Source organism: Viridibacillus arenosi (genome assembly GCF_001955655.1).
Taxonomy (GTDB): Bacteria; Bacillota; Bacilli; order Bacillales_A; family Planococcaceae; genus Viridibacillus; species Viridibacillus arenosi.
The window spans coordinates 18,612-38,939 of record NZ_MSPW01000008.1 but is presented as its reverse complement, the minus strand read 5'-3'; the positions used below and the strand labels follow the sequence as shown (position 1 = coordinate 38,939).

Genomic DNA, 20,328 nt, shown 5'->3' with positions numbered 1-20,328 from the left:
ACTTCCTTACAATAAATAAATGCATTAAATCAATTCTTTTCCAATTGCTTAAGCAAATCGAAAACTTCCTCTAGTTTATCAATAATATACTTGGATTTATATGACTCTATCAGATAATCTCGCTTCCAAATGCCTATCATCCCAACATTAATTGCAGCCTCCACATCATTTGTTGGGTTATCACCAATAAAAAGCGCCTCTTTCGGAGAAACCTGTAATTTAGCTAATGCGTATTCAAAAATGTTCTTATCTGGCTTTTTCATCCCCACTTCTTCAGACACAACAATGACATCAAAAAGATTCTCAATTCCGAGACCCCTGATATTCGCTCGTTGAAAGCCATCTTTACCATTCGTGATCATACCTAGCATATACCCCTGTCTCTTTATTTCATATAAAACTTCTTTATATTTTGGAAATCCAATTACAAAATATTGAAATCGTTCCGTATAATCGTTTAATAATTCTTCAACAGAAATATCCAACTTGTATTCTTCAATTAACTGAGCGTATACTTTATCTTTCCAAACATATCCTCTAGCATCTAGCTCTACAATTCTCTTAATCAATTGACTCTTTTCTATATGACCCCACACTGAGTGAAACCTTTCATATTGGTCGTTCAAAAACGCAAGCAACGATGATTCTCGATTTAGTATCGTCTCATCTAGATCAAAAAGTATAGCTTTCATATATACCTCCTAGAAGATGTAGTTGATAAAAATGTTTTCCTATTCTCACCTTTCTACTTACCACGTTTAAATAAATCGATAGCATGTGAAAATGCATAAGCAGACACTAAAAAGCTACAGAAGATTCCAGACCAAAAGACCGGACTACTTAACTCAGGTATTAGTTTTTCTCCAAGCGGTCCAGTTCTAGGCTGATAGATATACCAAAATTGCCATACTAATGTCAGGAATACTGTTATTGAAACAACCATTAAGAAGTACTTTTTCAAACAATCACCTACCTGTAACAATACTAATTGTACTTATTGTAAATCGCCTTTGTATACACTAAATCCATCTTACTTTTCACCATATTAGCATGACTGGTACTTTCGAACTTTGCTTCACTTGTCATATATAGCGCCCCTTGCTTAAAGGCGTACTGCCCCCTTGCTTTTATGAGCCCTTTTTGGATTCCTTGACCACGATATTCTGGCAGTGTTGTTGCAGCTGCTAATGTAGCGATATCATCTTTTATAAATAGCACTGCAATTCCAATCATTTTGTCATCTTTGACTGCTTTAAAGAATTGCCAACCTTCAATCTCATACAAACTCTCATTATTTTCTTTAACACCATCCGCGATGAATTCAGGTAACCCATAACCTTTTACATAGACATCTGCAAAATCATTAAAGTCCTCTTTCTGTAAGAATTGAATTTCGCAATTTATTTGACATGAACTATTTGCTATTTCCTTAACATCTCCAATGAAAGATGCATGAAAACCCGTTTGAATAAATTCATGTTTACGTAACTCATGAAACAACTCTTTACTCGCATTTTGCGGTGCTACCTCAATTTGAAAGTCCATATTTTGTTGTTTATACCAATCTACTATTTCATTTAAGTAAATATAATCTTCCTCATTTATATTTCTTACAGTATTAAATGCAGTTCCAGATATACGTGGTACTTGAAAAGCAAGAGTCGAGCCAAACTGTTTCATTTGAGAACCCAATTCATTATTATTTTTGGACTTAAACGTATTTAATCGAGAAATTAACGTATTATTTTCACTTTGCATAACAATGTCTGAAATTTTCCTCATGATTTTCACCCTTTTCATTTATATATATAATTCTTTCACATGATTTAATTTACTAAAATATGAATATTATGTATATTTATTATAACAGAATAAGCTATTAACTATTAAGATTGGACGGTGAAAATATGATCGTTTCAGAAAAAATCAGTCGTAATTTTACTATATTTGCTGAAAAGGAATGTGCTGGGTCTAGTCGTTTATATGAATGTTTATCTTATGAAATTGCTAAAGATGACGCTATATTAGAATTGTCTAGTCATATCCCACAAGATCAACCGAAGCCAAATTTACTTTTTGCTAGTGTACAATATTTACTAAATAATTCAAATTCAGTAGAGTTACGCACTTATTATCCAAGCTTTGTATCGAACGCAAAAAATCCAGAAGAGGCTTTTCCACATTTCAAAGCTTTTTGCCTAGAACACTGGGATTCATTAATATCGTTGTTTCAAACAAAACTGGTACAAACCAATGAAGTCAGACGATGTGCTTACCTTTATCCCATTTTCACCGAAATTTTTGCTAAGCACAACAAACCGTTAACACTGATTGAAATAGGTACAAGTGCAGGCCTTCAACTTGGATTAGACCAATATGCTTATCAATATAATGAAGGTAACCTTATCGGAAAAATCGAATCTAGCGTACTTATAGAATCTACTAATAAGGGGAAAGCATTACCAGAGTCCATTAAAACACCTCCAATTATTAGTAAAAGAGTTGGCATCGATTTACACACAAATAACGTGAAAAATGCAGACGATGTGGCCTGGTTAAATGCTCTAATTTGGCCGGAACATACAGATCGCCGTAAATTATTTAATGCAGCGACAAATGTTATTCAAAATTTAGAAATTGAACTAATAGACGGTAATGCCGTGGAATTATTAGAAGACATTGTAAAGCAAGTAAATAAAGATTCTATTATATGCGTGTTCCACACCCATGTTGCAAATCAAATACCTTTAGTTCAAAAAGAGCAATTGGTGAAAAATTTGCAGACAATTAGTACTGAAAGAGAGATTTATCATATCTACAACAATCTATTTGATGCAGATTTGCACCGTGATTATTTTTATAAAGAAATCTGTGATGAACATATATTTGAACGTCCTGATGGACATGCACGTTGGTTTGTATGGGGCTAAATACAAAAAAGAGGAACTGTGTGATTAGACAGTTCCTCTTTTTCCGTAAATTTTAGTTTTATCTATAATTAATCCTTAAATAATGCGTAATGGTATACTTAATTTCTCATTAATAGAGAGTATTAAATATTCGATTATTTCTTGTTTTACAACTCATCACAGACTATTTCATATAAAAACTCACCAAAATTATCTGCAATCGCATCGTATTCTAGACCCATGCTTAAAGCTGGCATATAAGAAACAATCTCTGGTTCCCCTGCCTTTATTTGATTGAAATCTAAACAGAATAGTTCGCCATTTCCCGGATTATAAATAACTAAGAGATTACTAGGCAAGCCAACTTCTTTTCTCAATGTTAATGTATAATTAATACCATTTAACATTGAAGGAATCTCGAAATCATCACTGGAAATACCCAAAATTTTAACACCTGCAAAGATTCCCGCACCAAACGTTTCCAAGAAACTTCTATATGAACCTATTATTTCTAATCCCAAGACTTTCTCTATTTGCTCAAGTAAATTGCTCGGCTGAGGTCCTACAAAACTAGCTATTTCTTGTTCAGCTAATATTAACTCTTTAGCAGCTTCATACGATGATAATCTCATTTTCTATCATCCCCCACCAGTTCATAATCTCACATTAAGTTTATCCTTAATATATTCTATGCAGCATTTAGTATATTCACTACTTGTTTTAAAGAAAATTTTTCACTGTATAGAAATTCACTTATAAATAGAGTTTTTTCATATTAATATTTCTTAAAAGTGGTTTAAATAACCTGCAGACAAACGGAGCTAATTAAAATTTATATGTAAAATTAATAAGCTCCAGTTTTTGATAACCTTATTACCCAATTACCGAATTCTCAATAAAAAATAGGCGATTTCTCAGTTGTAACTAAACAAACTGGAAATTCACCTATTAATATTTATCTTTATTTAACTAATTGTAATTTCCACACTTTCTGTACCTGTGGATGTAGTTTTAAATTTGAAATGAATAATTTAAAATTTAAAATACATATTCTTTTTTACTAACCATCTTAATAATGTTAAATCTATAATTCCCCATTATTCCCCCTTGATTTTTAAATCTAAATCATCAATATTTGACACTGCAAATCAACTAATATAATATTAGTTAGAATTCTAATTAATTGGAGTGATTAATTATTAAAGACGTAACATTTCAACATCAATTCATTACAATTGGCCATAGAATGAAAACAATTGGGGATAAAAAACTAGAAACTTATAATTTAACGTTAGAGCAGGCTCGTTTCATCGGTTATCTATTCCAGCATGAAGATGAAGGTATCTCACAAAAGGATATGGAACGTGCTTTCCAACGAAAAGGATCAACCATTAGTAGTATTGTACACAATTTAGAAAAAAAGGGTTTTATCGAAAGAAAAGTAGATATGAAGGATGAACGTAGAAGAATCATTCATGTACTGCCTAAAGGTAAAAATCTGGTTGAAGATTTCAATGATTTTTTCAAAGAAATGGAAACTACTATGGTAAACGGTCTTGATGATAAGGAAAAAGATGCTTTATCCAACATGTTAGATAAAGTAATCAATAATCTTGATTATAAAAGCTGATTAATGTCAGTTTTTATAATTAATTAGTTAGATATCTAATTAATTAGAATTCAAACGATATACTAATTTAGAACGAGGTGATTATAGATGGACAACGAAAACATCTACTATTTTGAAAAGGCTTCGATCCATAAAGCAGTTGCTCACTTCTCCGTACCTATGATGCTGTGTATTCCATTCAAAACGCATATTTCATTGGCATGCTCAATAACTCATAAATGCTTGCAGCGATAACATTAACGTTACCTGTTTTCGCCATTCTTATGGCATTTGGTAGTCTAATTGGGGTTGGTGGAGCTACTTATATATCAAGACTTTTAGGGGAAAAAGATTATAAGCAAATTAAACATGTATCTTCACTTTCTTTTTATGGTTGTTTATTATTAGGGATATTTGTAATTATCTTGGGCTTCCCATTAGTTAACACAATCATTACTTGGCGCGGAGCAAGTAGTCTTTCATTTGACTATACGAAAGATTATGTCACGGTCACGCTTATTGGATCATCATTTATTATTTTGAATTTTGCTCTAGAACAATTAGTTAGAGCTGCAACCTATAAATATCTAGCAGTCTAAAGATAGGCATAATTTAACAATATGTATCAATGCCATTCATTCAAAGAAAAAACACTATTTTTCTCAAAATCACTAATGATTTCGGGTGCTAATAACAACCTCGCTTGCTCTTTTATTGACCACTGATATGCAATATGTTCTTTGGACAAAACTATTTTTTTATCTATGGCTTTACATAAGTAAGCTAAAATAACGACTTGTCTTGTTGCAATGGTGTTAAAAGTAGTGGCATATAAAATATTCAAGACAGTGGCATTTATACCTACTTCTTCTTTAATTTCTCGTACTAATGCCGCTTCTAAATCTTCTCCGAACTCTACTTCTCCCCCAACGCATTCCCAAGTACCCCCACCGATTTCATCATTATGATCTCGTTGGACAATCAATAATTTTCCTTCATTTAAAATAATGCCTTTAACAGCTACAATAATTTCATTTTCGTTTATCATTTTTATCACCCTTCTTAACAAATAAATAAAAGGATTCCCTATTCGGAATATCCTTTTATTTGCCCAGTATTATTTATACTGATAAAAAAACTTTGAACACAGTAGATTTATTAAACCACCGATTTCATAAAAGAAATAAGCTGATCTTCTTGAATCGTATTTATTGCTACTTTATTTTTACCTACCTTGCCACATTGTAGACATTCATGAATCAGTTGGTACCCTTTCTTACTCGAGTATTCCATACCGATAGGGGCCATTAACCCCCTACATACACTTGCACGGTCACCTGGCTTTTCATCCATATGCTTTGAATATAAGCAGTAAGGACAATGATTGATTGCGAAAGCTTCCATTTGTTAATGGTTCAATTTGCGCGCCACATTGCTCACATTGAAATGCTGTATTTTCTGTTTTTCTGCTCACGTGCCATTCCTCCAAGATGTTATTTTCATCTATGGAGAAAGGGTTCCGTTCGTTTTTACTACAAATTGTAGCTTCAGGCTTTTGAAAAAAATGGACCCATTCACCGCCTCGATTTACGAAGCGATTACTTCTAGTTCCTGCTTCACTTGAGCTTTTTTCATCTCAAGATCCGGACCTCGATTGACTTTATGTATTTGTATCAACCACTGTAGGACAGTCAACGCCACCCTCCACTAGTAGGTGTTCTTTTTCAATCACTGACAAAGGCATCGTCCCCTAGAACGCACGCTCACTTTTATACATGTATTTAATAAAACCACTCCAACTCTCACTATTTTCAAAGTATTCAATTTAATTATAACAGAACGATGTAAAATTTTGCCTAATATTTTCTTTAACCAACTAAAAAGGAACCTAATTTGGTTCCTTTGGTGCTCATATGTAAATTACATGATAATGAATCATCTATTATTATCTCTTGCTCATGAAAGGTCTATAAATTCTCTTCAATACATACAAAGTTATTGCTGCTCCAACCATTCACATATCCTTTTTTTCTGGAAAAAGATATGTCCATTCATTTCAATAAATGGTACCTCTGGATGCTCGTAAATAAAATTACTTGTCGCTTCTTTTGGTACATTTAAAAATACGTGTAATTCCTTTGCAGAGACTAATTCAATTTCTTCTTCATCATTCAGTATATCCAGTAAACTCTTTGCATTTGGATTGCCGAAGTTTTTCAAACCATTCCCTATTAAATAACTAGCTATTAAAATACAGAAGCCTAGCCAAATAAAGTCATAACTCAACTTAAAAACCCCTTTAAAACCGTTAGCAACTTCAGCTGCTAACGGTTTAATAGATTTATCTATTTTACTAATTTCATATCTTCAACCATTTTCAAGATTTCTTTCATTTTTAAATCCGGATTCGTTGGCATGATTGTGTAGTTAAAACCCTTTTCTGACCAAGAAACGCTTCGGAAAGTTTTCATTTCCATGATAGAACCTTTTTGTCCACGAACTTTCACTTGTTTTTCTCCAGGAATTGTTTCTGTTTTTTCTCCCATATCTTTTTGTGTTGGGAAAACTGAAAGCGAGAAGTAAACTACTCCATCCTTTTCATACTCAATAGCTAACTCCTTATGATCAACCACATCCATTACTTCAATTTTAGCTATCTTTAATTTACCTTTTTCCGGAAAATAGAGATATGCTTTTTTGAATACAGAAGGAAGTTCATCAGATGTTATTTGTTCTGATTTCATCGTACTATCAAGTTTTTGTATTTTTACATCCTTTGGCAATTCAAGTTTAAATTTACTGTCAGGTATTTTTGCATCAAAATCGATTTTTGTGTATTCCATTTGTGTATCTCCACCAACAGTTGAAATGTTGGTTTTTAACACCATCCAATTTTCTTTATCAACCCACATTTCTATATCACCGAAAAGCGTTTTTTCTCCTTTTCCTTTAGCAACTAAATGATATGTCTTGCGATCTAAGATTTTCTCTTCTCCTTTAAGTGCTATATCATGCGTATCCTTGACTGCTTTTAACAATAGTTCAGCTTGTTCCTTTGGTGAAGATTGAGAAATATCTTTTAATTCATCTGTTATCGACATTACAATAGCTGTATTTTGAGCTTGATCATAACTTGTCATGTTTTCACCGTCATTTACTGAAAGTGATTGTTGTTTACCTTTTTCATCACTAATTTCAATGCGTCGTTTGCTATCTTCGCCAATCCATTCTTTAACATGCATTTTTTCATTTGAAATTGTCATGTCATATTCTCCGTAGTAAGGACCTACTGGTTTGGAGTCCTTTAATGTGTTTTGAATTACTTGCTCCGGTGAATACTGACTTTCTTCTGTAGTGCAACCAACTAAACCAATTGTCATGACACCTATTAAACTAAACGTTTTTAATATCGTTTTCATTATTATCACCTTTTCCTTCTAATGTAGGGAACTTGCATATGACACAACTTCCTATTGTTTTATGGGACATCATTTGCACTCTGCCACCATGCTTTTCAATTATTTGTTTCGTGATACTAAGTCCAAGTCCTGTACCACTTACACCTTTTTTACTTCTCGCTACATCTGCTTGAAATAATGGTTCAAACACGTGATTAAGCGCTTCTTTGTCAATTCCTTCACCACTATTTTGAACGATTAGTAGTGGTCCATCTAACTTCAGCTCTTGTGTAACATAAGGGAAAACCCACTTAGGTAAGTTTTCTGAAGATACCGCTGCTAGCCAAATAGCTCCTTCTTTTGGTGTATGTTGAATCGCATTACTCATTAGATTATCTGTTACACGCATAAGCTGCTTTGGATTAACATTAAAAATGCCTTCTATTTCACTTTGCACTTCTAATGTAATGTTTTTGTCATAGCATAATGGTTCATAATCAGATAACAACATGTCAAAAAACTCACTGCCTTCTACTTGAACAAGATCCATTTCATATGTTGACGATTGTAATAAGGTATACATAAGTAAATCATCTAACATTTGCTGCATATAATTTGCTTTGTTTATGATGATTTCCCTGTATTCCTCACGCTCTTCATCTACTAAATTTCGTTCTGCTGACAATGATTCTGCATACGCTCGAATGGAAGTTAAAGGTGTTTTTAAATCGTGTGAAATAGTCGCAATCATATATTCTTTTTCCTGTTGCTCTTTAGCAATTCTCTCTCTCGCTTCTTCAATTTGCTTACGCATACTGTAAAAGCTCGACGTTAGCTCGCCTATTTCATCGTTTGTGGTTTGCATATCTTCAACCTTTTCACTACTAGCAAATGCCGTCATTTGTTTCATCAATAGCGTTAGTCTTTTGTTTAACTTGCGATTAACTAGGACTGAAACACTTATGAAAATGATAAAGAAAATACCGATAAAAATAGCAATGACAGTCCAAGTACGATTATTAACACCATCAATCCACTCATCTCTTGCTAAACTGACTTCAAAAAAACCGACTAATTCATTTCCTGAAAAAACAGGTTCCTTATACGAGTAATTACGATAATTATTTTCAAATTGAAATAAGTTTTTATACAGTGATTCTTTAGATTCTGACATGCTCACTGAGTTCACAAGAGGGTCTGAATTATACAATGGAAGTCCATCATTACGGTATAGAATAATAGCAGTTTGTGCATTCGCTATTTCCTCAACTTGTGGTCTTTCAATCCGTTGTTCATACAGTTTCGGATCTTTTAATACAGTCGATATTTGCTGAAGCTCTGTCCACTTTTCAAAATACTCTTCTACGTTGCGATCTTCATGATAAGCGTTAACCGATGCAAAAAGTGCGTAGGCTGCAGCTAAAGGGAGGATCATGACGATAAAATAAGACAGCAATAACCAAGTTTTCAGCTTCATAATGGTTCACCTATAAAACGATACCCTTTCCCCCACACGGTTTGAATAAAATAGGGATTTTTGACAGGATCGTTTAACTTTTCACGCAAGCCTTTGACGTGAACGGTAACGGTTTGTAAACCATCTGCATCTACTTGTTGCCATATATGCTGATACAACTCACTTTTCGAGAAAACTCGTTGTGGATTTTGTACCATTACAGTGAGTAACGCGAACTCTTTTTGTGTTAAATGGATTTCCTCGTTATGGCGGTAAATTTTCTCGTTTTTTAAATCGATTGTTAAACCATTCGAAAATGTTGTTATAACATTAGTTTCTGGAACTCCTTGATAGCGTCGCCAACGACGAAGTTGGGATTCAACTCTTGCCTTTAACTCTGCCAAACTAAAAGGTTTCGCTAAATAATCATCCGCTCCTAAATGTAGGCCCTCTACTTTATCCTCATCCTCTTTACGAGCGCTAATAATGATGATTGGAACATCGCTTTTCCAACGGATATTTTGACATAGTGTTAGTCCATCCATTTCTGGTAGCATTAGATCAACCAATACAAGGTCATACGTGTTGCTCTGAAAATCTTCCCAGCCTTCTAACCCCGTCGTTGCCCAAGCAATACCGTATCCTTCTCGCAAAAATGTATCACGTACAACACGTGCAATTTCAATGTCATCTTCCACAAGTAATAACTGCCATTTCATAATGATTCCTCCTGAAAACAATGTATCATAGCCAAATCTCTTTTTTTGAAACTTAATAAATTCTTTATAATTACAAAAACACAACTATTTCCATTTTAAAGTGAAACCTTCCATAATACAGTAGAAATCAAAAATTATTATATGAAAATTATATAACAAACAAAAAAATCCATTTTGACTATAACAACTGTCAACATGGATTTTTTACTTTTAACATTTTTTATGACTAATACCATAAGTTATTTAAACAGTTAAGTAATTCTCGTAAGCCAATTGTACGGAGGAGAGATATCCTTCTACAACATTTCAAGTTTGTACCATTGTTCTTGTAAAAAAACTAGTAGTCATCCCAACAACAAGTATCGTGATGATAGACAAGAAAAAAGTATCATAAGATAGTAAGAGGCCCCCCATTAAGATAACGAATGAATCAATGATGAATATTAGTATCCCAACATTGACTCCCGTTTTATCACTTAAAAACTGAGCTATTAAATCTGTACCACCTGTACTTGTCTTATACCTTAACATTAGACCAATACCAAGACCTATAAAAACTCCCCCTATTATCGAACTGTAAATGGGATCAATATGTACAAGATAATCAAAGGGCTCTAAAATATCTATAAAAAAGGAGGAAACAAGCAGACCATGCAAACTATTATAAAAGTAATCTCTATAGTAAATCCATGCAATAATAAATATTGGAATACTTAAAAGTATTATGATGAATCCAGTTTGTAGTCCCCATAAATAATTAGATATTAAACCTATTCCAATAATTCCACCATCTAATACCTCATATGGAGCTAAGAATAGATTAATTCCTAAGGATACTAAAATACTCCCAACAACTATAACAATACTTTTTTTTATAAAATACATAGAATTCCCCCAAAAATTGAACATGTAAATACTTTATGCGAAAATCTAACTAAAAATGTAAATCTAGAGGAATAGATCATTTTTTGTAAATATGATTATGACAATGGTTAGGGCCCATTACACTACCAAAACTTTCAAAATTACAATAATATTACCTATACTTTTAACAGTGTTTTTTGCAGCAATTGATTATAAAATTTGGTTTTAAAACTTCATATTAAATAAAATGACTATCTTTAGATTTTTTTCTTCTAATATTCGGCTACAAATAAAAAGAATCCATTTTGGCATAAACTAGTGACCAAAATGGATTCTTTTTTCTTAATATTTGTATTCAGTTTTTCTAATGGTATTGATTGTTCTACTCTTCAATATAAAATTCTAAGAGCTAGTTTAACAACTACTGTTTATTATATTCATTAAGTAGTAACTTCACTTTGTAATTTTAAAGATACTTGCAATATCTGATGATTATCGCTTTTTGCGATTTTCCATTGCTGATTTTCTCGATGTATTGGTACTTGCTTACCGTCTGCTTGCAACATTTCTGCTTGTATCCATCCACCGATTGTATCAACATTAAACGTATTTTCAAATGTGATATTAAATCGATTCTCTAATTCATCCAACAGGACGCGGCCATTAATTAAATATTCATTTCTGCTATTTTCGATAATATCTGGAATTTCATCATCATCAAATTCATCGCGGATTTCACCAACGATTTCCTCTAGAATATCTTCCATTGAAATAATACCCGAAGTTCCGCCAAACTCATCAATAACTATTACTATATGAATTTGATCCTTCTTCATTTTCAATAGTACATCTTGTAATCGCGCGGTTTCAAGAATAAACGGTATTTTATGAATATGCTCTTGTAATGTTGTTTCCTTACCAAGTGCATATTTCGTTACCATTTCTTTTGTATTTACTACGCCAATAATTTTATCTTTATCCCCATTTTCTGTTATAGGGTATCTCGTAAAGTGATGCTCATCAATTATTTGTAGAATTTCTTCTTTTTCCATTACACTATCTAAAACAACCATCTGAGTACGAGGAATCATGATATCTTTTGCTACGCGCTCATCAAATGCAAAAATGTTCTGCAAGTATGTTAGTTCAGTTTGATTGATTTCTCCACTCTGGAAGCTCTGCGTCATAATAATCTGCAGTTCTTCTTCAGAATGGGCCTGTTCATGACTTGCAGGTTTAACACCGACTAAGCGAAGTAACGCACGAGATGTTCCATTCATGAACCAGATAAGTGGGAAGAATATTTTACCAAAAGCTACTAATGCTGGCGCTAGTAGTAACGTCAAACGTTCAGCATACTGAATCGCCAATGTTTTTGGAGCAAGCTCCCCTAATACAACATGAAGTAACGTCATAATCATTAGCGCAAGAGCGTAAGAAGCTACAGTTGACATAGCTGCTGGTATCCCGAAGTAATCAAAGACTGGATGCAGAAGTTTCTCTACTGTAGGCTCTCCGAGAGTACCTAACCCTAAAGCTGTTACAGTTATACCAAGCTGACAGGCCGATAAATAATAATCTAAATCTGAAACTATTTTTTTAGCAGCGATTGCTTTTTTATTTCCTTCTTCAATTAGCTGATCAATTCTTGACATTCGTACTTTAATAACAGCAAACTCTGAAGCTACAAAGAAAGCCGTTAGTATGATTAAGATGGTTATAAATATTAAATTCGTAATGATTGTTATGTCCAATTATTTCCCTTTAAAAAGGGATTCACCTCCGTGATGATATATGACTAAGATAATTTTGAACAATGGACACTAACTAATAGCCAATACTAAGTAAAACTACATTTCTGATTTTGAATTGTCGTTTCAAGTATTAAGGCTACTTTATGCTTTTTTTATATTACTTATTCTTTATATTATAGAGTATTGTTTTTTACCTAATAGTTTACATGTTTTTAAATGTATACTTAGAATATAGACAATATAAAGAAAGCGAGCGTTGTAATCCATCGTATTCAGGGACAGTTTTTTTAGTTTAGCAACGTGGATAATATTAAATATCGCCTTCCCAATAGTCTCACCTCTTTCAAAGTATGATTTATTCTATCACATTGGAGAATTGTCTAACTATTAATATGCCTTCAATTTTATAAAATACTATTTAATATTTTTCAAAATATTGTAACATTATCATGAACATTTTTAGTTTTGTATAAATCTACAGCATAAAAAAGATTGATTATTTTATATCTCCTTATTCCACTAATGCACCCCAAAATTATTAGCACAATAGACGTACAAATTACTATTGTTTAAATTTTATTTATAATAAACGTAACTCCTTACTATCCTGCTTCTTTAGTTGAAGAAGAAAAATGAGCCTTCTGAACAGCTTAACTATCTTCCAATTAAGCCCCCGCTAGTTGAAGAAGAAAAGAAAATCTTACTAAAGAATCGTATTTACTTATGATATAATTCTCCATCCTTGTTTTAAGTACATTTTTTTATAATTTGATCATAAGAATTATCTATATAGGGGCCCGTCAGAATGCAAAAATAAGATACCCCTAATTATGATATAATTGTTAGAAGTTTACATTTTATTATCTATGTTAACGTGTTGGGTATGACAATTCATTCCCTTACTGACGACTGACAAAAACTATTTTTTTGGGGGAGGATGTTCTTATGAAAAAGATAATTGGATTAAGTTTTATTCTATTTGCTGGAATCATATTATCCGGATGTTCAGATATAATAGAAGATTCTTTAGATTCAAGTGATAGAGCCGCTATTGAAATTGCTACTAAACGAGAAACTGGAAACGGAAGTATTGAATTATTAACACCCACGATTACAACAGAAGATAATCAATTAGAATTTATGACTGAGGGAATTGATGAAAATAAAGTGACTTTTATTTTTGTTGCCAATAAAAAAGTATTTGAACAAAAAATAAAAAATGATGAATCCTACAAACTTGACATTAATGGTATCAAAGATGCTCATAAGACTGACTACAAGCCAAAAGTTCAACTTTTGCAAACTATAGATGATACTGAAGATGGCGACATAGTTACCTTTAAACAAGTTAGATATACAGTTAAAAAAGATTAGTTTTATAGTTATTTAATTCCCATCCTAATGAAAAATTATTGAAACATATTTCTCCATTAGGATGGGAACACATTAATGGTCCTACTCCTTATTGTAGTAAAGCACCCCGTTAGTTGAAAAACTAATTTTACGCATAACTCCCTTATAATTGTTGTATGGTACTATATTATTCCGCATGTTCTTTCATTAATTTATCAAGTGCTTTACCATAAGCATCTTTGTTTTCCTTACTTAACTCATAAAGTGCACTTCTCCAATTTTCTCCATCTACACCTGACAAATGTGGAGTACTTTTTAGTACAGCTTCTTGCATATTCGGTTTATCCTCTTTACTAGTGTCTTTAATAAGCTTTGTTGCTTTTCTTGCATCTGTTACCCCTACTTGTATGTCTTTGTGAATGTCTTTGTATTTATCAGGAACTTTTATATATTCCATATTGTCTAAAATCTTATCCATCTTGTTTGCTGTTTTTAAAATATCTTTTTCTTTTTCTTTGTCTTCCATAGCTTTCATCGAGTTTACTATGAATAAATCCTTCATGTATTGAAACTCTACTAATTGTTCACAAATATAATAGGGATACTGTTTCTCTGATATTACTGTTTTCATTGTTGATTTGCTTAACTGCTCAGTCTTAGGAGTAGACTCTTTATTTTCTACCGCACAACCTACTAATAATAGAATAGGTATTGCTAATGATACGAGTTTCGTTGCTTTCATTATATATCCTCCTTTTAGAAAGCATTGTAATTAATTAACATATTGTACCATAACGTAAATTATAAATAATAGATATAAAATTCCTATCATTTGAAAGAAGTGATTTGTCATAAATATAGGTGTATATTCCATAAATGTCAGGTTTACATAACGCATCATTATCGGTAGCAAGAAAAAATTCTTTAATGAATGGAAAGTTCCTTCTTCAACTAAACTGCCCCGTTAGTTGAATAAAAAAAGAGCTGTCTGAACAGCTCCTGTAGCGAAGAAATAAAATTTGTTCAAAAATGTTCCTTGAATCCAATCCATTTTGATAAAAGATTGATCAAAATGGATTCTTCATTTGTAAATGCAGATTGTGTTTTTATAATAAGTTTGAGTAAAACTCATAGAAGTCCCTCAAAAAACGGTTTGAATAGTCGGCTGAATAAACATTCAACTTTTTTTTAAAACGGTATAATTGCTGTTTTGATAAAAAAGATTGGATGTTTTATTTGATTTCCTCAGCCAGCTCCAAAATAATTCCTTCTGGCCCACGAACGTAGCATAATTTATAAGCGTTTTCATAGTTTTGTATCTCACCAATAAGTTCTGCGCCTATCTTTGTCAATTTGGTAACAAGGGCTTCAATATCTTCAACAGCAAAGGCAATATGCCGGATACCCAGAGTATTTGCTAAAGGACGCTGTATGCCATTTTCATCTGATGGTGTGTGAAATTTTACTAGTTCTATATTTGCGTCACCTTCTGGCGTTCGCAACACTACTAGTTCTATATTTGCGTCACCTTCTGACGTTCGCAACGTTGTAACTTCCTCTTTAACGTCTTGAAGCCCTATTAATCGCTCCATCCGCTCCACCCACTCGCCTTCCACTTTTCCTTCACCCAGCATTTCAAGGCCAAAGTCAAGAAAAAACGCTTTCGCGGCAGGAAGATCATTGACGATTATACCTACATGATCTATTCTATGGATTTTCATATCTCATACCACCTTTTCCCTAATTTCATCACATATGTCTCCTAAAGATTTCTTCTCGATTGCTAAATAGCTTTTCCTCTTTATTCAACAAACTGTCCCTTTAACGGAACAATTTATTTTCAATTAACAATTCATTAATCCCCCTTTTAATTCAGATGTTCTTTCCCTTCATTATAAAAATCCCCTTTAGATAACCATATCCAAAGGGGAAAAACATCGCAACTTTTTTACAAACGTCTCGACTTTATTTCAAACCTACAGCTCCAAGATATTCTACTAAAGCACCCATTAGTTGAAGTATATTTCTTCATAAATCTAGCATTAATACTTATTAATAACAATTGATAATTAAACCAGAAATCATCGTGGTAAATGCTGGAGATAATCAATTCTTTGAGGGCGGTTCTCTCATCATGGGGAAAGATGATGTCTATGAGGTAGTTAAGGTTGCTCCAGACGCAAAAATTATTGCTGTTCACATGGAAGCTGTAAACCATTGGGGATTATCCAGAGAAGAATTAAAAAGCTTTATTGAAGAAAAAGGAATCAGTTCTAATGTTTTAGTGCCAGATGACGGCGAATCTTACACATTTTAAAATAAAACAAACAACCAATGTAGTTATTAATAAATAAAAGGAGAAATAACCATGACAGTTGAAGCTCTTATTCAACTAATCTGCCCTGTTAGTTTAAGTACATCTTTTCACAATCCCTATAATAAAATTAACATAATTATCTAAATAAAATAATTCTACTTTATAATTCATTTTATTAAGAGGACTCAATTCCTATTTTTCTAGCTGTACAGTTATTTATAAGATAAAAGTAAAAGCCACTCCAAAAGTTTGGAATGGCTTATATATTTATTTATTTATTTATTTATTTATTTATTTATTTATTTATTTATTTATTTCATGTTATCCTTTTGCCATGGTTTTTGAAAGCTTTGTCTTAATTCATCTGCAACACGAACTAATTTACCCCTCAATCCAACAAACCAAGATGGCGTTTCAGTTATTTCACCATAATCCAAAGACTTTAATATTTTGGAGAACTTATATAAGTTTGCATATCTTTGAAACTGCGGAAATTGAGCCACTGCATCATTTTCTAAATCCATTTTGGAACGATATCCGTTCAAAAAAGATTGAATCAGTAATTTTGAATGAGGATTGTCATCGTCAATAAAATCACCAAGTGCTGTTACAATATCAAGTGCATACCAGTGATATATTGTATCATCAAAGTCGATTATATTGAAACTATGGTCCTTATCCTCTTCAAAAAAGATATTATCCAATTGAAAATCATAGTGTATCAATCCGAACACATCTTTGTTAGTAGGTAACGATTTAAGCCAATTCGTCACCCTACTTAGCTCTTGAAGGGCTATTTGTTCTCCTGGATGCTTTTTAAATACACTTTCCATGAATTGTACTGTGTCCAGCCAACTCTTTCTTCTTTCAGACACTGGCTCAAAAGTTTTTGACAAAAAATGAAGTGAGGCAAGTGATCTACCCCATTCCTCCATCTGTTTTGCAGTAATTGTATCGGCATCCAAATTGATTCCGTTTGCTGCACTAAAGACAACGGCATTATACGTTCCTTCTGGTGTTTTTAGTGTTTCAATTAGTTCTCCACTTATTGATTGAATTGGTGTTACCGATGGAAATCCATTTAATTGTAAATAATGTATAAACTCTAACTCAGCTTTTATTTGTTCAATAGATTTATCCTGCTCAAAACTAAATCTCAAAAAATATTGAACTTGATTACGTTCAAAAGCATACACAAAGTTTGAACTTGCACGCCACAACTCCAAAGTTCCCTCGTCATATTCCCAGAATTGAACGAGACTCTGAGCGACTGCATCAGAAGCCACTCCTCTTACCATGTTTCCTAAATTCATCATCTTTTATTTTTCCTCCCATTACCTTTGAGAGGATTAAACCTTAGTTAAGAAGTAATCCCTCTCATTAGCATGCTATTTTGAAATTCTATCATTTTCAATATGTCACCCCTTCCTTAAGTTTCGGCTATAAAAACTAAATAGCCCTATATATATACTAATTATACATAAAATCGCAAATACCTCTTTTGTAATTTCTGCCCTGATAGGTCAATAAGACTTACTACAATAAGATAAAAAGCTTCCAAACCATGTTTGTTCAGCAACTCTTGCACCGGTTGTTTAAAAATTATTAAATATAAATCCTACATCGTTTCAATGTATATTTTATACGTCACAACTCTATTTTCTTATTCTACTAAAGGGGCAGGTTAGTCAAACAAAAGGGGTTATTTTTTATAAACTACGACTTATATATATTTTATATTAATTCATTATTAATATTATATTATCCATATTAAAATCTGGTCTTTATAATGAAGATATCACTTTTAAAGGAGGAACTAAAATGGAGTTTAATAAACTTGGCAATAGTGGATTAACAATAAGCAAGATTGCATACGGAAACTGGATAAATCATGGGGGTAAAGTAGATGAAGATACTGCAAATGAGTGTGTTAAAGCAGCACTAGATGTTGGTATAACAACATTCGATACTGCTGATGTTTATTCAGACACTATAGCTGAAGAAATACTCGGCCGGTCTTTACAAGGTATACGACGGGAGAGCATTGAACTATGTACAAAGGTGTGCCACCCGACTGGGAATGGGCAAAACGATAAAGGTTTATCACGAAAGCATATTCTAGAAAATTGTAATGCATCATTGCGTAGGTTACAGACCGACTATATTGATGTCTATTATGCACACAGGTTTGATCCAACTACTCCTCTTGAAGAGACGATGTTAGCTTTCGCAGATCTTGTAAGACAAGGTAAAGTGCTTTATATCGGTGTAAGTGAGTGGACAGCAGAACAAATCACCCGTGGTGCAGCACTTTCACGGGAATTGAATATTCCGCTCATCGCTAGCCAACCCCAGTATTCAATGTTGTGGAGAGTTATCGAAACCGATGTGATACCAACCTGTCAACGTGAGGGCCTCGGACAAGTAGTATGGTCGCCTGTAGCACAAGGTGTTCTCACTGGAAAATATCTACCCCAAAAACCCGTACCAACTCAATCTCGTGCTAATTCTCCTGCTGGCAAACCATTTTTTCATAAACTTGCACAACGTTGGATGAACGACAATGTTCTCACTGCTATACAGAAGCTAAAACCCCTCGCACAAGAGATTGATCTTACCCTCGCTCAACTCGCAGTAGCTTGGGTACTACAAAACCAGAATGTTTCCTCAGCAATTATCGGGGCCTCGAGCCCGGAACAGGTAAGAGAGAATGCGTTCGCTTCTGGTGTCAAAATAGAGCCTGAAATAATGCAGCAGATTGACAAAGTACTAGATGGTTTAGTTGAGTACGATCCGAGTAAAACAGGTTAAGTTTTTGCACGTGACTTAACCATAAATATATACAAAATCTTTGTAGTCTTACTTTAACGCTTAAGTTAATTAGAATTCTTCCTTTGTGATATTTTACTACCCATCCCATCAGGATGGGCTTTTATTCTTGATGATCAAGTTGTAAAATAGAATACACCTCTCTAACAACTGTTAAGAAATGATCTACTACTGAAGATTTTTCATCTTTCCTCCATCCAACATATAGATTTACTTTTGGTGTAGACTCTTGGATTTTTTTGTAGATAACTCCAGGACGTTTATACCTTTCCACCGACGATGGAACGACAGAAACTCCCATTCCTGCTGCAACTAAATTAACAATAGTATGCATTTGAATAGCTTCTTGAACAACATTTAAACTTACACCATGATCCCAAAAGTAGCTAATAATTAAATCATAAAAATTTGAACCCATATGACGCGGAAACAAAATAAATGGTTCATCAATTAACAATTGGAGTGGAATTTCGGACAATGAGGCGAAAGGGTGATCTTGATGTAAAACCAATCTTAAAGATTCTTCAGAACAAACTTCAGAAGATAGTATCTGGTTGTTCTGTTTAGAACGAATAAATCCAATATGAATTTGTTTCTCATAGAGTGCTTTTAGTTGCTGCTCCGTTGTCATTTCAAGTAATATAAGATGGATTTTAGGAAAGCGTTCTCGAAATTTATTAAGAACTTCTATAACGATTTCTGTGGAATCGACAAAACCGATTATTAAGTTCCCTATTTTGCCTTCAGCTGCAAGTTGTGTTTCTTTTATGGCTCTTTCTAATTGAAACAGTGTTTGTTGAGATCCTTCCAAAAATATCTTCCCAGCATCTGTAAGTTCAACCATTCTTTTTGTTCGATGAAAAAGTTGAACTCCCAATTCTTCTTCTAATTTACGAATTTCTTGGCTTAGAGGAGGTTGTGCCATCCTAAGACGTTCTGCTGCACGACTAAAATTCAATTCTTCTGCCACCATTATGAAATATCGAATTTTCCTAATATCTATTTTCATGCACCCCTTCTAAAAAACCAATAAGTAATTACACAAACTCGATTTAATATAAAATACCATTTTCCAAATCAAGAAAAAAGGTAGATTAATTGTCTTTCTTCTTAAACTAAC

Annotated in this window: 21 protein-coding genes and 1 pseudogene; 6 read left to right on the top strand and 16 right to left on the bottom strand. The window is 33.0% G+C overall.

What is annotated here, in order from left to right; all coding sequences use genetic code 11:
- Positions 1-29: 29 nt before the first annotated feature.
- The 3 genes from BK137_RS14550 to BK137_RS14540 are packed head-to-tail and all read right to left on the bottom strand — an operon-like array spanning position 30 to position 1,782.
- Entirely contained in the window at positions 30-692 is a 663-nt protein-coding gene (locus BK137_RS14550; protein ID WP_038185615.1) for an HAD family hydrolase, read from the bottom strand.
- Positions 693-745: 53 nt separating this feature from the next.
- On the bottom strand, positions 746-961 hold the full coding sequence (locus tag BK137_RS14545; protein WP_038185617.1) for a hypothetical protein: 216 nt from the start codon (positions 959-961) through the stop codon (positions 746-748).
- A 23-nt stretch (positions 962-984) separates the two neighbouring features.
- A complete protein-coding gene (locus BK137_RS14540; protein ID WP_038185619.1) occupies positions 985-1,782 on the bottom strand; it encodes a GNAT family N-acetyltransferase in 798 nt (265 codons plus the stop codon).
- Positions 1,783-1,907: 125 nt separating this feature from the next.
- On the opposite strand from BK137_RS14540, the gene BK137_RS14535 reads away from it, so the two are divergent.
- Positions 1,908-2,930: a DUF2332 domain-containing protein gene (locus BK137_RS14535; RefSeq protein WP_038185621.1), complete on the top strand. Its 1,023-nt coding sequence runs from the start codon at positions 1,908-1,910 to the stop codon at positions 2,928-2,930.
- A 146-nt stretch (positions 2,931-3,076) separates the two neighbouring features.
- On the opposite strand, the gene BK137_RS14530 is transcribed toward BK137_RS14535, so the two are convergent.
- Positions 3,077-3,541, bottom strand: a complete 465-nt coding sequence (locus BK137_RS14530) for an SMI1/KNR4 family protein (RefSeq protein WP_038185623.1) — start codon at positions 3,539-3,541, stop codon at positions 3,077-3,079.
- Positions 3,542-4,155: 614 nt separating this feature from the next.
- Here BK137_RS14530 and BK137_RS14525 point away from each other — a divergent pair.
- Positions 4,156-4,539: a MarR family winged helix-turn-helix transcriptional regulator gene (locus BK137_RS14525; RefSeq protein ID WP_051448729.1), complete on the top strand. Its 384-nt coding sequence runs from the start codon at positions 4,156-4,158 to the stop codon at positions 4,537-4,539.
- Between the two features lie 218 nt (positions 4,540-4,757).
- Entirely contained in the window at positions 4,758-5,117 is a 360-nt protein-coding gene (locus tag BK137_RS14520; protein WP_038185641.1) for an MATE family efflux transporter, read from the top strand.
- Between the two features lie 26 nt (positions 5,118-5,143).
- Here the strand turns inward: BK137_RS14520 and BK137_RS14515 are convergent, their stop codons facing one another.
- The 8 genes from BK137_RS14515 to BK137_RS14480 all read right to left on the bottom strand — a co-directional run bounded on the left by BK137_RS14515 (position 5,144) and on the right by BK137_RS14480 (position 12,709).
- Complete coding sequence (locus BK137_RS14515; RefSeq protein ID WP_038185644.1) at positions 5,144-5,566, bottom strand: NUDIX hydrolase; 423 nt, start codon at positions 5,564-5,566, stop codon at positions 5,144-5,146.
- 110 nt (positions 5,567-5,676) lie between these two features.
- Complete coding sequence (locus tag BK137_RS22520) at positions 5,677-5,922, bottom strand: RNHCP domain-containing protein (RefSeq protein WP_200866439.1); 246 nt, start codon at positions 5,920-5,922, stop codon at positions 5,677-5,679.
- A 591-nt stretch (positions 5,923-6,513) separates the two neighbouring features.
- Positions 6,514-6,804, bottom strand: a complete 291-nt coding sequence (locus BK137_RS14505; RefSeq protein WP_051448730.1) for a hypothetical protein — start codon at positions 6,802-6,804, stop codon at positions 6,514-6,516.
- A 59-nt stretch (positions 6,805-6,863) separates the two neighbouring features.
- Positions 6,864-7,937: a LolA family protein gene (locus BK137_RS14500; RefSeq protein WP_038185647.1), complete on the bottom strand. Its 1,074-nt coding sequence runs from the start codon at positions 7,935-7,937 to the stop codon at positions 6,864-6,866.
- On the bottom strand, positions 7,912-9,393 hold the full coding sequence (locus tag BK137_RS14495) for a HAMP domain-containing sensor histidine kinase (protein WP_038185650.1): 1,482 nt from the start codon (positions 9,391-9,393) through the stop codon (positions 7,912-7,914). Before BK137_RS14495 ends, BK137_RS14500 begins: the two co-directional genes overlap by 26 nt.
- Complete coding sequence (locus BK137_RS14490; protein WP_038185651.1) at positions 9,390-10,091, bottom strand: response regulator transcription factor; 702 nt, start codon at positions 10,089-10,091, stop codon at positions 9,390-9,392. Before BK137_RS14490 ends, BK137_RS14495 begins: the two co-directional genes overlap by 4 nt.
- Positions 10,092-10,397: 306 nt before the next feature.
- A complete protein-coding gene (locus BK137_RS14485; protein WP_038185666.1) occupies positions 10,398-10,976 on the bottom strand; it encodes a YitT family protein in 579 nt (192 codons plus the stop codon).
- Between the two features lie 419 nt (positions 10,977-11,395).
- On the bottom strand, positions 11,396-12,709 hold the full coding sequence (locus BK137_RS14480) for a hemolysin family protein (protein ID WP_038185670.1): 1,314 nt from the start codon (positions 12,707-12,709) through the stop codon (positions 11,396-11,398).
- A gap of 945 nt (positions 12,710-13,654) precedes the next feature.
- On the opposite strand from BK137_RS14480, the gene BK137_RS14475 reads away from it, so the two are divergent.
- Positions 13,655-14,083, top strand: coding sequence for a hypothetical protein (locus tag BK137_RS14475; RefSeq protein ID WP_038185677.1), 429 nt, complete (start codon positions 13,655-13,657; stop codon positions 14,081-14,083).
- Positions 14,084-14,249: 166 nt separating this feature from the next.
- Here the strand turns inward: BK137_RS14475 and BK137_RS14470 are convergent, their stop codons facing one another.
- Together BK137_RS14470 and BK137_RS14465 are read right to left on the bottom strand one after the other, a co-directional pair.
- Positions 14,250-14,804, bottom strand: a complete 555-nt coding sequence (locus BK137_RS14470) for a hypothetical protein (protein WP_038185680.1) — start codon at positions 14,802-14,804, stop codon at positions 14,250-14,252.
- A 490-nt stretch (positions 14,805-15,294) separates the two neighbouring features.
- Positions 15,295-15,783, bottom strand: a complete 489-nt coding sequence (locus BK137_RS14465) for a VOC family protein (protein WP_038185684.1) — start codon at positions 15,781-15,783, stop codon at positions 15,295-15,297.
- A gap of 350 nt (positions 15,784-16,133) precedes the next feature.
- On the opposite strand from BK137_RS14465, the pseudogene BK137_RS14460 reads away from it, so the two are divergent.
- Positions 16,134-16,379, top strand: a pseudogene (locus BK137_RS14460) (MBL fold metallo-hydrolase); the annotation flags it as partial.
- 311 nt (positions 16,380-16,690) lie between these two features.
- Here the strand turns inward: BK137_RS14460 and BK137_RS14455 are convergent.
- The gene (locus tag BK137_RS14455; protein ID WP_038185688.1) at positions 16,691-17,695 is read right to left on the bottom strand and encodes a phosphotransferase enzyme family protein; all 1,005 of its coding nucleotides are present in this window, start codon (positions 17,693-17,695) and stop codon (positions 16,691-16,693) included.
- Positions 17,696-18,200: 505 nt separating this feature from the next.
- Between BK137_RS14455 and BK137_RS14450 the strand changes: the two genes are divergently transcribed.
- Entirely contained in the window at positions 18,201-19,190 is a 990-nt protein-coding gene (locus tag BK137_RS14450; protein WP_038185691.1) for an aldo/keto reductase family protein, read from the top strand.
- Between the two features lie 121 nt (positions 19,191-19,311).
- On the opposite strand, the gene BK137_RS14445 is transcribed toward BK137_RS14450, so the two are convergent.
- Complete coding sequence (locus tag BK137_RS14445; RefSeq protein WP_038185818.1) at positions 19,312-20,211, bottom strand: LysR family transcriptional regulator; 900 nt, start codon at positions 20,209-20,211, stop codon at positions 19,312-19,314.
- Positions 20,212-20,328 lie beyond the last annotated feature (117 nt).